Origin of the sequence: Staphylococcus parequorum (genome assembly GCF_039237145.1) — a bacterium.
GTDB lineage: Bacteria > Bacillota > Bacilli > Staphylococcales > Staphylococcaceae > Staphylococcus > Staphylococcus equorum_A.
In genome coordinates this window covers 1975991-1990535 of the sequence record NZ_CP150682.1, presented here as the reverse complement: position 1 = coordinate 1990535, position 14545 = coordinate 1975991, and the positions used below count along the sequence as shown (strand labels likewise).

General features: G+C 33.3%; 11 protein-coding genes. 9 read left to right on the top strand and 2 right to left on the bottom strand.

Annotated elements, in window-relative coordinates:
* Positions 1–22 precede the first annotated feature (22 nt).
* The 8 genes from thiW to AAA453_RS09700 all read left to right on the top strand — a co-directional run bounded on the left by thiW (position 23) and on the right by AAA453_RS09700 (position 11878).
* A complete protein-coding gene (gene thiW, locus AAA453_RS09735) occupies positions 23–520 on the top strand; it encodes an energy coupling factor transporter S component ThiW (protein ID WP_069815959.1) in 498 nt (165 codons plus the stop codon).
* A 446-nt stretch (positions 521–966) separates the two neighbouring features.
* On the top strand, positions 967–3615 hold the full coding sequence (gene mutS / locus AAA453_RS09730; RefSeq protein ID WP_427704698.1) for a DNA mismatch repair protein MutS: 2649 nt from the start codon (positions 967–969) through the stop codon (positions 3613–3615).
* 12 nt (positions 3616–3627) lie between these two features.
* Entirely contained in the window at positions 3628–5577 is a 1950-nt protein-coding gene (gene mutL / locus AAA453_RS09725) for a DNA mismatch repair endonuclease MutL (RefSeq protein ID WP_427704695.1), read from the top strand.
* Between the two features lie 11 nt (positions 5578–5588).
* Positions 5589–6122: a glycerol-3-phosphate responsive antiterminator gene (locus AAA453_RS09720; RefSeq protein ID WP_069815953.1), complete on the top strand. Its 534-nt coding sequence runs from the start codon at positions 5589–5591 to the stop codon at positions 6120–6122.
* Positions 6123–6347: 225 nt separating this feature from the next.
* Complete coding sequence (locus AAA453_RS09715) at positions 6348–7382, top strand: S66 family peptidase (RefSeq protein ID WP_427704692.1); 1035 nt, start codon at positions 6348–6350, stop codon at positions 7380–7382.
* A 171-nt stretch (positions 7383–7553) separates the two neighbouring features.
* On the top strand, positions 7554–8372 hold the full coding sequence (locus AAA453_RS09710) for an MIP/aquaporin family protein (RefSeq protein ID WP_069815949.1): 819 nt from the start codon (positions 7554–7556) through the stop codon (positions 8370–8372).
* Positions 8373–8555: 183 nt separating this feature from the next.
* A complete protein-coding gene (gene glpK, locus AAA453_RS09705; RefSeq protein ID WP_427704689.1) occupies positions 8556–10058 on the top strand; it encodes a glycerol kinase GlpK in 1503 nt (500 codons plus the stop codon).
* Positions 10059–10204: 146 nt separating this feature from the next.
* Positions 10205–11878, top strand: coding sequence for a glycerol-3-phosphate dehydrogenase/oxidase (locus AAA453_RS09700; RefSeq protein WP_069815945.1), 1674 nt, complete (start codon positions 10205–10207; stop codon positions 11876–11878).
* 83 nt (positions 11879–11961) lie between these two features.
* On the opposite strand, the gene AAA453_RS09695 is transcribed toward AAA453_RS09700, so the two are convergent.
* Positions 11962–12465, bottom strand: coding sequence for a MepB family protein (locus AAA453_RS09695; RefSeq protein WP_069832840.1), 504 nt, complete (start codon positions 12463–12465; stop codon positions 11962–11964).
* Between the two features lie 67 nt (positions 12466–12532).
* Positions 12533–13279 carry a sulfite exporter TauE/SafE family protein gene (locus AAA453_RS09690; RefSeq protein ID WP_427704687.1) on the bottom strand — a complete coding sequence of 249 codons (747 nt, stop codon included), beginning with the start codon at positions 13277–13279 and terminating at the stop codon, positions 12533–12535.
* 311 nt (positions 13280–13590) lie between these two features.
* Between AAA453_RS09690 and AAA453_RS09685 the strand changes: the two genes are divergently transcribed.
* Positions 13591–14529: an alpha/beta hydrolase gene (locus AAA453_RS09685; RefSeq protein ID WP_069815940.1), complete on the top strand. Its 939-nt coding sequence runs from the start codon at positions 13591–13593 to the stop codon at positions 14527–14529.
* Positions 14530–14545: the final 16 nt, after the last annotated feature.

Genomic DNA, 14545 nt, shown 5'->3' with positions numbered 1-14545 from the left:
TTTCAGGAAAGGAATGAACCGAATGAAGACAATTAAGACGAAAAGGTTAACTTTAACCGCAATATTCATCGCTATTAATGTAGTGTTGAGTAGTATCATTGTCATTCCGTTAGGCCCTATTAAAGCAGCACCTATTCAACATTTGATTAATGTACTATGTGCTGTGTTTGTTGGTCCGTGGTTTGGACTAGCTCAAGCATTTATTTCTTCTGTATTACGCATGATTTTTGGTACTGGTAGCTTCTTCGCCTTTCCTGGAAGTATGGTAGGTGTACTACTCGCAAGTGGTTTTTATCATTACCGTAAGCATATCTTCATGGCTGCGGTAGGTGAAGTGATAGGAACAGGTATTATTGGTAGTATAATTTGTATTCCATTAGCTTGGATACTTGGCTTTTCAGATTTTGCTATTAAACCATTAATGTTAGCATTTATCGTTTCTAGTATTATTGGTGCTATCATCAGTTATATATTATTAATGATATTGAAAAGAAAAGGCATATTAAAACGCTTCTTATAAGCTATGTCAGATTTACGATACGAGATTAAGACTCAAATAACTAATCAGGAAGTTTTAGATGGATAACGAAACAAGTTATGTCGTGCTATTATTCTTGATTACTTATAGAGACTTGGTCTCGTTTTTTTGAATTTAAATCTACGGTTACTTTATTGATAAATATTTTGATAATAATTAAGCTTTAACGCTACGATTGAATAAATAGGCGTAATATCTAAAGTTATGTTAAAATTTAAGAGTTAAATTAACTAATAAAGTTAAAGAAAATTAAACGAAAATGGATAGTATTAAAGAGGCTTTCGGTACAAAAATGAATATGAAAACACGCTCAGTGCATATTTGAAATGTGTGCTACATGACTACACATACATATTCAAAGATACAATAATAATTGAATTTAATTTTTGAAAAGTAAGAAACTAATAGAAGGATTGTGAAATATCAAAATGACTAACCAAACTCCTATGATGCAACAGTATTTAAAAATAAAATCACAATATCAAGATTGTCTATTATTTTTTAGATTGGGCGATTTTTATGAAATGTTTTTCGATGATGCGAAAGAGGCGTCAAGAGTATTAGAAATCACTTTGACGAAAAGGGATGCCAAAAAAACGAACCCAATACCGATGTGTGGTGTACCTTATCATGCAGCAGATGGCTACATTGAAACATTGATTAGCAATGGTTATAAAGTAGCTATATGTGAGCAAATGGAAGATCCAAGACAGACTAAAGGTATGGTTCGTCGTGAAGTTGTTAGAATCGTTACACCTGGAACGGTAATGGATAAAGGTGGCGTTGATGAAAAACAAAACAACTATATATTAAGTTTTGTGAAAGATAATGTCGCTTACGCATTAAGTTATTGTGATGTTTCAACTGGAGAATTGAAAGTTACACATTTCGAAGATGAAGCGACACTAATGAATGAAATTACAACTATTAATCCTAATGAAATCGTCGTAAACGAGAATATTGATGATGATTTAAAACGACAAATCAGTTTAACAACTGAAACAATAACGGTATTATCGGAAATTTCAGATGCACAGTATAGTGTGAATACTATGACGGAAGACAACTTGTTTAATGCGACACAATTGTTGTTAGATTATATATATCACACACAAAAAAGAGATTTATCCCATATTGAAGCAGTTGTTAAATATGAAGCGGTAGACTTTATGAAAATGGATTTTTACGCTAAACGAAATTTAGAATTAACAGAAAGTATTCGTTTAAAAACTAAAAAAGGAACATTGCTCTGGTTAATGGATGAGACTAAGACACCAATGGGTGCCAGACGATTAAAACAGTGGATTGATAGACCACTTATCCATAAAGCACATATAGAATCTCGCTTAGATACAGTAGAACAGTTTATTAATCATTTTATCGAAAGAGATACATTAAGAAATCATTTGAATCAAGTTTATGATATTGAACGCTTAGTAGGCCGTGTAAGTTATGGCAACGTCAATGCACGCGATTTAATTCAGTTGAAACATTCTATTTCAGAAATCCCAAATATTAAAAATCTACTTAATGATTTTGATGAACAGATGACTGCACAATTTAAAGCGCTAGAGCCCTTAGATGAATTACTTGGCTTACTAGAAGAAAGTTTAAAAGAAGAACCACCAATTTCTGTAAAAGAGGGTGGCCTTTTTAAAACTGGTTTTAATAGTGAGTTAGACGAGTATTTAGAGGCATCTAAAAATGGGAAGTCATGGCTAGCTGAATTACAGGCTAAAGAACGCCAACGTACTGGCATTAAATCATTAAAGATTAGTTTTAATAAAGTGTTTGGTTACTTTATTGAAATTACTAGAGCGAACTTACAAGACTTGGATCCCACAGCATTTGGTTATCATCGCAAGCAAACATTATCTAACGCAGAACGTTTTATCACAGATGAATTGAAAGAAAAAGAAGACATCATTCTTGGCGCTGAAGATAAAGCAATCGAATTAGAATATCAATTGTTTGTTCAGCTAAGAGAAAAAATTAAAACCTATACAGAACGTTTACAAAAACAAGCTAAAGTTATATCAGAACTTGATTGTTTACAAAGTTTTGCAGAAATTGCGCAAAAATATAACTATGCACGTCCCAATTTTAGTGAAGATAAAACACTACAATTAACAAATTCGCGTCATCCGGTTGTCGAACGCGTGATGGACCATAATGATTATGTGCCAAATGATTGTGAATTAGATCAAGATACATTTGTCTATTTAATAACTGGACCTAATATGTCGGGTAAATCCACTTATATGCGTCAAGTAGCCATAATTAGTATTATGGCCCAAATGGGAGCATACGTCCCTTGTGAATCTGCAACACTCCCAGTCTTTGACCAGATATTTACAAGAATAGGCGCCGCAGATGATCTTGTATCAGGTAAGAGTACATTTATGGTTGAAATGTTAGAAGCGCAGAAAGCACTCGCACATGCGACAGAAAATAGTTTGATTATTTTTGATGAAATTGGAAGAGGTACATCGACGTATGATGGATTAGCACTTGCACAATCGATGATAGAATACGTTGCGAATACGTCTCATGCTAAAACACTATTTTCTACGCATTATCACGAGTTAACAACTTTAGATCAATCTTTATCTTGTTTGAAAAATGTGCATGTAGCAGCAAACGAATATAAAGGTGAACTTATCTTCTTGCATAAGGTTAAAGATGGCGCAGTAGATGATAGTTATGGTATTCAAGTAGCTAAATTAGCACATTTACCTGATGAAGTAATTTCACGGGCGCAAGTCATATTAGATGCGTTTGAACAGACTGACAAACAAGAAAACCAAGTCGTAGTTAACAAACTTGAAGTAGACTCAAGTATTCAAGAAGCGCAATACTCAAATGTAGAAGAAGCAGCTGCAACATATCCTGAGCAATCTGAATATGCAAAACAGGATGATAATAGAAATCAATTTGAACAAACAGCATTTGAACTATTTGATGCGCCGGTCGAGCAATCTGAAATAGAAAATGAAATTAAGACGTTGAATTTATCTAACATGACGCCGATAGAAGCATTAATTAAATTAAGTGAATTACAAAAACAATTGAAATAGAGGTGAAGTCAAATGGGTAAAATTAAAGAGTTGCAAACATCATTAGCGAATAAGATTGCTGCTGGGGAAGTTGTTGAACGTCCAGGCTCAGTAGTCAAAGAGTTATTAGAAAATGCCATTGACGCCCAAGCGACTGAAATCAATATCGAAGTTGAACAATCTGGCGTAGCATCCATTCGTGTGGTTGACAATGGTACGGGTATTCATATAGAAGATTTAGGCCTCGTCTTTCATCGTCATGCAACTAGTAAATTAGATGCAGATGATGACTTGTTTCATATTCGCACACTTGGATTCCGTGGAGAAGCATTAGCGAGTATCTCTTCTGTTTCCAAAGTGACACTGAAAACATGTACAGATAATGAAGAAGGCCAAGAGATTTATGTGGAAAATGGTGAAATTCTTAATCAAAAACCTGCAAAAGCGAAACAAGGTACTGATATATTAGTTGAATCATTATTTTATAATACACCAGCGCGCTTAAAATATATTAAAAGTTTATATACTGAATTAGGTAAAATTACTGATATCGTAAATCGAATGGCAATGAGTCATCCAGGCATTCGTATTTCACTTATTTCAGATGGCAGAACGATTTTAAAAACAAATGGTTCAGGACGTACAAATGAAGTAATGGCAGAAATATATGGGATGAAAGTGGCTAAAGATTTAGTACATATCTCTGGTGAAACGAGCGACTATCGCTTAGAGGGATATGTTGCTAAACCAGAACATTCCCGAAGTAATAAACATTATATATCTATTTTTATTAATGGTAGATATATCAAAAACTTTTTGATAAACAAAGCAATTTTAGAAGGTTATCATACACTGCTAATGATTGGCAGATTCCCGATTTGTTATATTAATATTGAAATGGATCCGATACTGGTCGATGTCAATGTGCACCCAACTAAATTAGAGGTACGTTTATCTAAAGAAGATCAGTTGTTTGAATTGATTGTAGAAAAAATACGAGAAGCTTTTAAAGATCGTATTTTAATACCACAAAATGATATGAATAAATTGACGCAGAAAAATAAAGTGCTGGATAAATTTGAACAACAGAAAATTGATTTTGAGAAACGTAAACAGCAAAGAGATGCTACACATTCAACGAATTTGAATTTTGACCTTGAGGATAAACAGCCCAATGAAACAAATCAATCTAATCAAGCCTTAGATCATACACTCTCAAGTCCGAATACCTCCTCAGAGGATTCCTATTCAGTGCAAGAATCGACTTATGATTATGCTAAGACGCAAAGAGATGTCTTGACAGATATGGAAGAACAAGATATTACTAATACATTAGCACCTTCTGAAGATGTAGCTGAAGTACCAGACATTAAAGGGAGTATCAGTAGCAATCCTTCACAGCGTATACCTTATATGGAAGTCGTAGGTCAAGTACATGGCACATATATTATTGCGCAAAATGAGAACGGTATGTTTATGATTGATCAACATGCTGCGCAAGAACGGATTAAATACGAATATTTTAGAGAAAAAATAGGTGATGTATCTAATGAAATACAAAATTTATTAATTCCTTTAACTTTTCACTTCTCTAAAGACGAGTTGATGATTATCAATCAACACGTTGAAGAATTAGATAAAGTGGGCGTGCATTTAGAACCGTTTGGTGGTAATGATTATATTGTTGATAGTTATCCAGTGTGGTTTCCTGCTGCTGAAGCGGAAGAAATTATTAAAGATATGATTGAGTATGTCTTAGAACATAAAAAAGTGAATGTTAAAAAAATACGTGAAGAAGCTGCTATTATGATGAGTTGTAAGAAATCAATTAAAGCAAATCACTATTTAAAGAATAATGAAATGGCAGATTTAGTGAATCAATTGAGAGAAACAGAAGATCCATTTACATGTCCACATGGCAGACCGATAATCATTAATTTTTCAAATTATGAATTAGAACGCTTATTTAAGCGTATTATATAGGAGGTTAGTGGATGAAGCCATATATTTTACCGGCTATTCGCTCAATGAAAGATTTAGAAAAACTGATACAGACAGATTATAAAGAATGTGTGTTATTAGATACGCATATAGGTCATATTAAAAGTATTATGGAATTGATGAAGAAGAATAATATAGAAGTGTATATGCATATTGATTTAATTAGAGGTATGAGTCACGATGAATTTGCTTGTGAATTTATCATTCAAAACTATCATCCCAAAGGCATCGTATCGACAAAAACGAAAGTTATAAACAAAGCCAAAGCGTTGAATACGACTACGGTTTTCCGTGTATTTATTCTAGATAGTCATGCACTAACTAGAAGTATTGAGCTTATAAAACGTGTTGAGCCTGACTTTGTTGAAGTGTTGCCAGGTATAGCAACAAAGGCCATAAAAATCATTAATGAAGAGACGAATACGTCTGTGATTGCTGGTGGGTTGATTAATGACGTTGAGGAAGTTGATGTTGCGGTAAAAAATGGTGCGAAATATATCACTACAAGTGATCGGGATTTATGGTAATAAAGCTAAAGCAGTTAAATTAACAATCGTTCTATTAAAGCATAAAGATTGAATGATGTTGATCATAATGTAATTGTCTTAATAGAATTAGCTATTTTAGAAACAGATTAAATCATTTTATTAATGTATAATCATTTCTAAAGCTTATAGCTAATTCTTTTTTATACCATTTTTTAATGATTAAGTATCAATTTATGTAAATTAAAAACCTAGGGGGAACATTTAATGATAAAACCGAGGAAATTATTAAGAGGTGACACTGTTGCAATTGTATCTTTATCTTCTGGTTTAGCCGGAGAAGATTCGATTTTATGGCGAACAAAACAAGGAATCGAACGACTGGAATCCGTATTTGGTTTGCATGTAAAAATTATGCCCAATGCACTCAAAGGTATAAAATATGTCCGTGAACACCCTGAACTGCGTGCTTCAGATTTGAATGAAGCATTAAAAGATAGTGATGTAAAAGCGATTATAAGTTGTATTGGTGGTGAAGATGCCATTAGCATATTACCCTATGTAGATTTTCAAGCAATTTATGATAACCCCAAGATTTTTTCGGGTTATTCCGATTCAACGACTGTGCACATGATGTTTTATAAAATGGGTATCGTTAGTTTTTATGGACAAGCCTTATTGACAGATTTTGCGGAGAATATAGAAATGGATAGCTATACAATTAAAGATATTGAAAAATGTTGGTTCAATAGTTCAGCAATTGGCGAACGATTGCCTACGCCTTATACAAGACCAACAGGATTAGAATGGAAAGTAGAAAATAAAAATATTGCTAGGACTAAAAGAGACAACCAAAGTTATGAAGTTATAAATGGGGCAGGTATTGTGAGTGGCCATTTAATTGGAGGTAATTTAGAAACATTTGTGAGTTTGATAGATACTCCCATATTTCCGGAATTAGAGCATTTCAATCATGCGATACTTTTTTTAGAAACTTCAGAAGATACACCATCTCCTTTAGAATTTTCGAAAATGTTTAATCAATTATTACAAATAGGGGTGTTAGATAAAGTAGAAGGCATTGTTTTTGGTAAACCATTTAATCAAATATATTATGAAGCGTATAAAAATGAAATATTAAAAATTATTAAAAGAAGTAATAAACCAAGCATTCCAATTTTATATAATTTGTCATTTGGACACAATGAACCCAAGCACAGCATGCCTTATGGCTTATCAGCAAAAATTAATTGTCATACTCAGCAATTCGAAATTAAAGAAAGCGCTGTTATTGATTTTTAAATTGTGGCAATTTTTTTACAAAAAAGATTGACAACGCTTTCAATAGAGGTGTAAGATAAACACAAGTTAATAATTAGAACAGAGATGGGAGATTTCTACAGTCATTAAACCAGTGGATTAACACTGGACATAATTGTAGGAGTCTCTTTGTCTTTTTTAGGAGGAGTCTCTATGAGTGTATATTTTGCTGAATTATTGGGAACAGCAATATTAGTATTATTTGGGGGTGGCGTTGTTGCCAACGTTAATTTAAAACGAAGCAATGGTAACGGTGCTGATTGGATTGTAATTGCTACAGGTTGGGGGCTTGCCGTAACTATGGGCGTTTACGCTACTGGTGAAATATCTGGTGCGCATTTAAATCCGGCTGTTACTTTAGCGTTCGCAATGGACGGTGCATTAAGCTGGGGTATGGTTCCTGGATACATCATTTGTCAAATACTTGGTGGTATCATCGGTGGTATTTTAGTTTGGTTAATGTATTTAGCACAATGGAAAGCAACTGAAGATAAAGATACAAAATTAGCTGTGTTTTCTACAGCACCAGCAATAAAAAATTACTTTGCCAACTTTTTAAGTGAAATTATTGGTACTGCTGCTTTAACAATGGGTTTATTATTCATTGGAATGAATAAAATAGCTGACGGCTTAAATCCATTAATTGTTGGTAGTTTAATTGTTGCGATTGGTTTAAGTTTAGGTGGTCCAACTGGTTATGCCATTAATCCTGCTCGTGATTTAGGACCTCGTATCGCACATGCCATTTTACCAATAGCTGGTAAAGGCAAATCAAATTGGAGTTATGCAATTGTTCCGGTTTTAGGACCTATTACAGGTGGTATGATGGGTGCGGTCATTTATAGATTGTTCTATAAAGGTGCGTTTGATATGATGTCTGTTGTATCAATCGTGTTATTAATTGTAACAATTGCGCTTGGAATCGCTTTAAACAAAGCAAAAAGTGCAAAAGGTATCGAAACAATTTATTAAATAAGTTTTAACTGTCCTGTTTATACGTTAAAATATAAACAGGTCTTATATTATAAAAAAATAAATAATATGAATATGTTTGTTGAATTATTAAAAAGAAATGTATACAGGTAGATTGTTGGGAAACATACATTTCACATACATTATTTATTCAACAAATATAATAAAAGGGAGATTATCAATATGAAAAAATATATTTTGTCAATTGACCAAGGTACAACAAGTTCAAGAGCGATTCTTTTTGACCAAGATGGGAAAATCCAAGGCGTAGCACAACGTGAATTTAAACAATATTTTCCTAAATCTGGTTGGGTAGAACATGACGCAAACGAAATTTGGACGTCTGTATTGGCAGTTATTGCTGAAGTGCTTAATGAAGAAAATGTTGGCGCAGATCAAATCGCGAGTATCGGTATTACAAATCAACGTGAAACAGCAGTAGTTTGGGATAAACATACGTCACGTCCAGTGTATCACGCAATTGTATGGCAATCGCGTCAAACACAAAGTATTTGTCAAGACTTAAAAGACCAAGGTTTAGAAAGCAAATTCCGTGAAAAAACAGGCCTTTTATTAGATCCTTACTTTGCAGGTACAAAAGTAAAATGGATACTTGATAATGTTGAAGGTACAAGAGAAAAAGCTGACAATGGTGACTTACTATTCGGAACAATTGATTCATGGCTAGTATGGAAACTATCAGGTGGACAAGCACATATCACAGATTATACAAACGCAAGTCGTACATTAATCTATAACATTCATGACCTAGAATGGGATCAAGAATTATTAGACATTTTAGAAATTCCGAATTCAATGCTTCCTGAAGTAAAATCTTCTAGTGAAGTTTATGCTAACACAGTTGATTACCATTTCTTTGGTAAAGAAGTGCCGATTTCTGGTATCGCTGGTGACCAACAAGCTGCACTATTCGGCCAAGCATGTTTCAACCGTGGTGATGCGAAAAACACTTATGGTACTGGTGGATTCATGTTAATGAATACAGGAGAAGAAGCTGTAACTTCTAAGAGTGGTTTGTTAACAACAATCGCGTATGGTATTGATGGTAAAGTCAATTATGCACTTGAAGGTTCTATCTTCGTTTCAGGTTCTGCAATTCAATGGCTAAGAGATGGACTCAGAATGATTAATTCAGCGCCGCAATCAGAAAATTATGCAGAACGTGTCGAATCAACTGAAGGTGTATACGTTGTACCAGCATTTGTTGGTCTTGGCACACCATACTGGGATGCAGAAGCGCGTGGTGCTATTTTCGGACTTACGCGTGGTACTGAAAAAGAACATTTCATTCGTGCTACTTTAGAATCATTATGTTACCAAACACGTGACGTATTAGAAGCGATGGAAAAAGATTCTGGTATTAAAGTAAATAATTTACGTGTCGATGGCGGCGCAGTTAAGAATAATTTCATTATGCAATTCCAATCCGACATCTTAAACGTTGGTGTTGAACGTCCAGAAATTAGTGAAACAACAGCATTAGGTGCAGCATACTTAGCTGGACTTGCAGTTGGATTCTGGGATAGTAAAGATGAAATTGCTAATCGTTGGAAATTAGAAAAACAATTCAATCCAGACATGGTAGAAAAAGAAAGAGAAAAATATTATAAAGGCTGGAAGAAAGCTGTAGAAGCTACTCAAGTCTTTAAATTAGATGATGAGTAAAAAAATTAGACTTAAAAGTGTTATCTGTGCTACAATACGGGTAAGTTAATAATATCGAGATGAGAAATGAGAGATTCAATTCGTACAATTATATATGTATGGGATGGGTCTCTCTTTTTTTAATACTTTAGGAGGCGCTGGATTTTATGAGTTTATCAACTTTAAAAAGAGAACAGATTAAGAAAGAATTGAAAAATGACGCTTATGACGTTGTGATTATTGGTGGCGGAATTACCGGAGCTGGGATTGCTTTAGATGCTAGTAATAGAGGTATGAAAGTCGCTTTAGTAGAAATGCAAGACTTTGCACAAGGTACAAGTTCACGTTCTACTAAATTAGTACATGGTGGATTACGTTATTTAAAACAATTACAAGTAGGCGTTGTAGCAGAAACTGGTCGCGAACGTGCGATTGTTTATGAAAATGGTCCACATGTAACAACACCAGAACGCATGTTATTACCATTGCATAAAGGCGGATCTATGGGTAAATTCACTACATCGATTGGTTTAGGCGTTTATGATAGATTAGCAGGTGTTAAAAAAGCTGAACGTAAAACAATGTTAAATGCAAAAGAAACACTTGCAAAAGAACCACTTGTTAAAAAAGCTGGTCTTAAAGCTGGTGGCTCTTATGTTGAATACCGTACAGATGACGCACGATTAACTATTGAAGTAATGAAACGTGCTGAAGAAAAAGGCGCTACTATCATTAACCATACAAAATCTGTTCATTTCACATATGATTCAAATGAAACAGTTAATGGTATTCAAGTAGAAGACCAAATTAGCAATGAAACTTACCCAATTAAAGCTAAAAAAGTTATCAATGCAAGTGGTCCATGGGTAGATGAAGTACGTAGTGGCGATTATGCACGTAACAATAAAGAATTACGTTTAACAAAAGGTGTTCATGTTGTAATTGATCAATCTAAATTCCCACTAGGTCAAGCTGTATACTTTGATACAGAAAACGATGGCCGTATGATTTTTGCTATTCCACGTGAAGGCAAAGCATATGTTGGTACTACAGATACTTTTTATGACAATGTTAAGACATCACCATTAGTTAACCAAGAAGATAGAGATTATTTAATTGAAGCAATTAACTATATGTTCCCTGATGTTAACGTATCTGATGAAGATATTGAATCATCATGGGCTGGTGTGAGACCACTTATTTTAGAAGAAGGTAAAGATCCTTCAGAAATTTCTCGTAAAGACGAAGTTTGGGAAGGTAAATCTGGTTTATTAACAATTGCAGGTGGTAAATTAACTGGTTACCGTCATATGGCAGTAGAAATTGTTGATTTATTAGCAAAACGCTTAAAATCAGAATATAAACTTACTTTCGCTAAAGCGGCAACAAAACACTTACCAATCTCTGGTGGCGATGTAGGCGGCAGTAAAAACTTTGATAAATATATTGAACAAAAAGTTGAAGATGCAAAAGCTTATCAAATAGACGAAGCGACTGCACGTCACTTTGTATCTAAATATGGTTCAAACGCTGAAGAGTTATTCAAAATTGCACAAACTGCGCAATATCAAGAAACTGGTTTACCGTTAGATATCTACACAGAATTAATTTATTCAATTCAAAATGAAATGGTTCACCGTCCAACAGATTTCTTTATCCGTCGTACAGGTAAATTATATTTCAAGATTGATGATGTATTAAATTATAAAGAACAAGTAATTGATGTAATGGCTGAATTATTAGGCTATACAAATATTCAAAAAGAATTATATACAAAAGAATTAGAAACTGCGATTAAAGAAGCACAAACAGGTAATAACCAACCAGCAGTTAAAGAATAAATATGTATAAATAGTAAAACTGGCGACAAGGTCTTAGGACTTTGTCGCCAGTTTTTGTTTGTCTACCTCAATATATCTTTGTGTTACTTTATATCATAATATGTATAGATATCTTTTTCGTTGAAGGGGACAGATAAATCTAAAAAGTAAGGGCTTTGCCACTTTTGTGTTTTTAATGCAGTCTTGTTTAAATTTGATTCCCAATTGGGATAAACACGCATTGCCATTTTGCCTTTGTATTGGGTTGAAGTTAAGACGCCATTTGCTAACAAAATATCTTTCGGAAAAATAAATTGTCCTTTACGATCACCATCAATAATATTAATAACCAAGTAATCTTTAGAACCCTCGCAATTAAAAGGAGTATTTTGAGCTATTTCATTTTTATGCCACATTGCAACAAAATAACCAGTTTTTTTAGGTGTCTTCTTAGCTAACCGACTTTTAAAAGTATGATGGGCTAAGTTAAAATTAAAAGCCTCATATTCATGATTCCATTTTTCAACTTCAAAATTAATTGGAGAAAAGTCATTTACCATTTCGTGCATTTTATTTATTAACTTTTTAGAAGCATAATTTTCAAACATAATAAACCAACCTTTGCTAAATTATATTTAAGTCTTTGTTTTCTGAAGCAAGTAATATAAAATCTAATTACTGTGTTGAAAGCATTAATATACCTAAGATAACTATAAAAATATAAATCCATTTTTCAAAATGATTATGGTGTGTCTTTTTCGATAAATACTTACCTAATAAAACTGCAACAATCAATACAGGTAAAGTAGCTAAGAATAATTGAATAGTTTGACTCGTCCATATACCACCCAACAATTGACCTATGACAACAAAGATAGCTGTTAATAGAAAATGAGCCTGAATTGTACTTTTAAAGTCTTTAATATGCCATTGACTTAGCGTTCCGAAAATAACGATTGGTACACCATGAGAGTTATAAATACTGCCTAGCATGCCGGAAACAAGTCCTGCCAAACCTTCCCATAGAGAAGATTTAAGTTTAATTTTAGCGTGATGGGTAAGAAAAACGGTCTTGATAAATGCATAAATACCATAAAAGATTAGAAAAATAGCTAACAGTAATTGTATTTTTTCAGTATCAAAATGATGGAGTATCCATATGCCTATAGGTATGCCGATTAAACTACCGGACATCATGACTGCCAAAGTCTTATATTTAATATGCTTCATTTCAGAAAAAATATTGAATAAAGCCACAGTTAGACCAGCGATACCCACTAAAGATATAGCTGTTTTTATATCTAAACCGATTAAAGCTAATAAAGGCATGCTGATTAAAGCTTCTCCAAAGCCAAAGTATGTTCGGACTAAAGCACCTAAGAATATAGCTAATAAAATAAAAATAAAAATCGTTATATCCATTAGATGTCCTCCTCGACGAATTGTTGTTTGTTTTACATTTTATGATGAGCATGATTAACTCAATACCTATTATTGATTCAATACTTGATATTGAGTATAACATTTTTAATATAGAATCATATTAGGGTTTCGAAGGATTATTGCATTTTTATTGGTGAGAATATTTTCTTAAGTATTTATAAAATCAATGTTTTTTAATATATCGTTGTCTAGTGGTTAACGTTTTGCATTCTATTTGATAACATTGAATTTTGAGGGTATATTGTATAGTATAAGAAGATTGAAATGATGCATGATTTGGGGGCTATCACATGAGTCAAAAGGAATTTAAGATTACTGTTGAAGATGGCACAATGTTAGAAGTGAAATTAGATAAAGCCAAACATGAAACAATTGGTGTTGTACATTTGCTTCATGGTATGGCAGAACATATGGGAAGATATGATGAACTTGTTGAATCGTTTAATCAACAAGGATATGATGTATTACGCCATAACCATAGAGGTCATGGTAAAGAAATAAATGAAAAAGAACGCGGACATATAGATGATATATCACAAGTAGCGGATGATACATATGAAATTGCTCAAACAATGTGTACACACTATACAAACATCCCATACATTATGATTGGTCATTCTATGGGTTCTATTATAGCGCGTGTATTTGCTCAAAAATATCCTGATGCAGCGCAAGGTTTAATTCTTAGTGGCACAGCACAATATCCAAAGTATTTAGGTCTACCCATTGCTGCATTAATGAAAATCATTACTTTAATATTAGGGAAACGACGTCGATTGAAGTGGATTAACCGATTAATGTATAAATCATTCAATAAAGATATCAAAAATCAAAAAACTTCAAGCGATTGGTTATCTAGCGATGCTCGAGAAGTGGCTAAATTTATAAAAGATCCGAATACTGGTTTTTTAGTTTCCAATCAACTTATATACCAAATAATAAAACACGCATTAGCCACAAGTCGTGTAAAAAATATTGAAAAAATGAATACAGAACTTCCTGTACTACTCATATCGGGTAAAGACGATCCGTTAGGTGGCAAAGGTAAAGGTATTAGAAAACTAGGGAAATTATATAAACGCTGTGGTGTGAAACATGTAACCGTCCATTTATACAAAAATAAACGCCATGAAGTTTTATTCGATACGGATTCTGATATTACATGGAATAACATGTATGAATGGATTGAAAAGCAAATTTTAAAAAAGATAAATAATAATAGTAAATAACTAAAGAGAGTTGATA

Coding starts and splice junctions, on each gene's coding strand:
- thiW (WP_069815959.1), top strand. CDS start 23: ATGAAGACAATTAAGACGAAAAGGTTAACTTTAACCGCAATATTCATC.
- mutS (WP_427704698.1), top strand. CDS start 967: ATGACTAACCAAACTCCTATGATGCAACAGTATTTAAAAATAAAATCA.
- mutL (WP_427704695.1), top strand. CDS start 3,628: ATGGGTAAAATTAAAGAGTTGCAAACATCATTAGCGAATAAGATTGCT.
- AAA453_RS09720 (WP_069815953.1), top strand. CDS start 5,589: ATGAAGCCATATATTTTACCGGCTATTCGCTCAATGAAAGATTTAGAA.
- AAA453_RS09715 (WP_427704692.1), top strand. CDS start 6,348: ATGATAAAACCGAGGAAATTATTAAGAGGTGACACTGTTGCAATTGTA.
- AAA453_RS09710 (WP_069815949.1), top strand. CDS start 7,554: ATGAGTGTATATTTTGCTGAATTATTGGGAACAGCAATATTAGTATTA.
- glpK (WP_427704689.1), top strand. CDS start 8,556: ATGAAAAAATATATTTTGTCAATTGACCAAGGTACAACAAGTTCAAGA.
- AAA453_RS09700 (WP_069815945.1), top strand. CDS start 10,205: ATGAGTTTATCAACTTTAAAAAGAGAACAGATTAAGAAAGAATTGAAA.
- AAA453_RS09695 (WP_069832840.1), bottom strand. CDS start 12,465: ATGTTTGAAAATTATGCTTCTAAAAAGTTAATAAATAAAATGCACGAA.
- AAA453_RS09690 (WP_427704687.1), bottom strand. CDS start 13,279: ATGGATATAACGATTTTTATTTTTATTTTATTAGCTATATTCTTAGGT.
- AAA453_RS09685 (WP_069815940.1), top strand. CDS start 13,591: ATGAGTCAAAAGGAATTTAAGATTACTGTTGAAGATGGCACAATGTTA.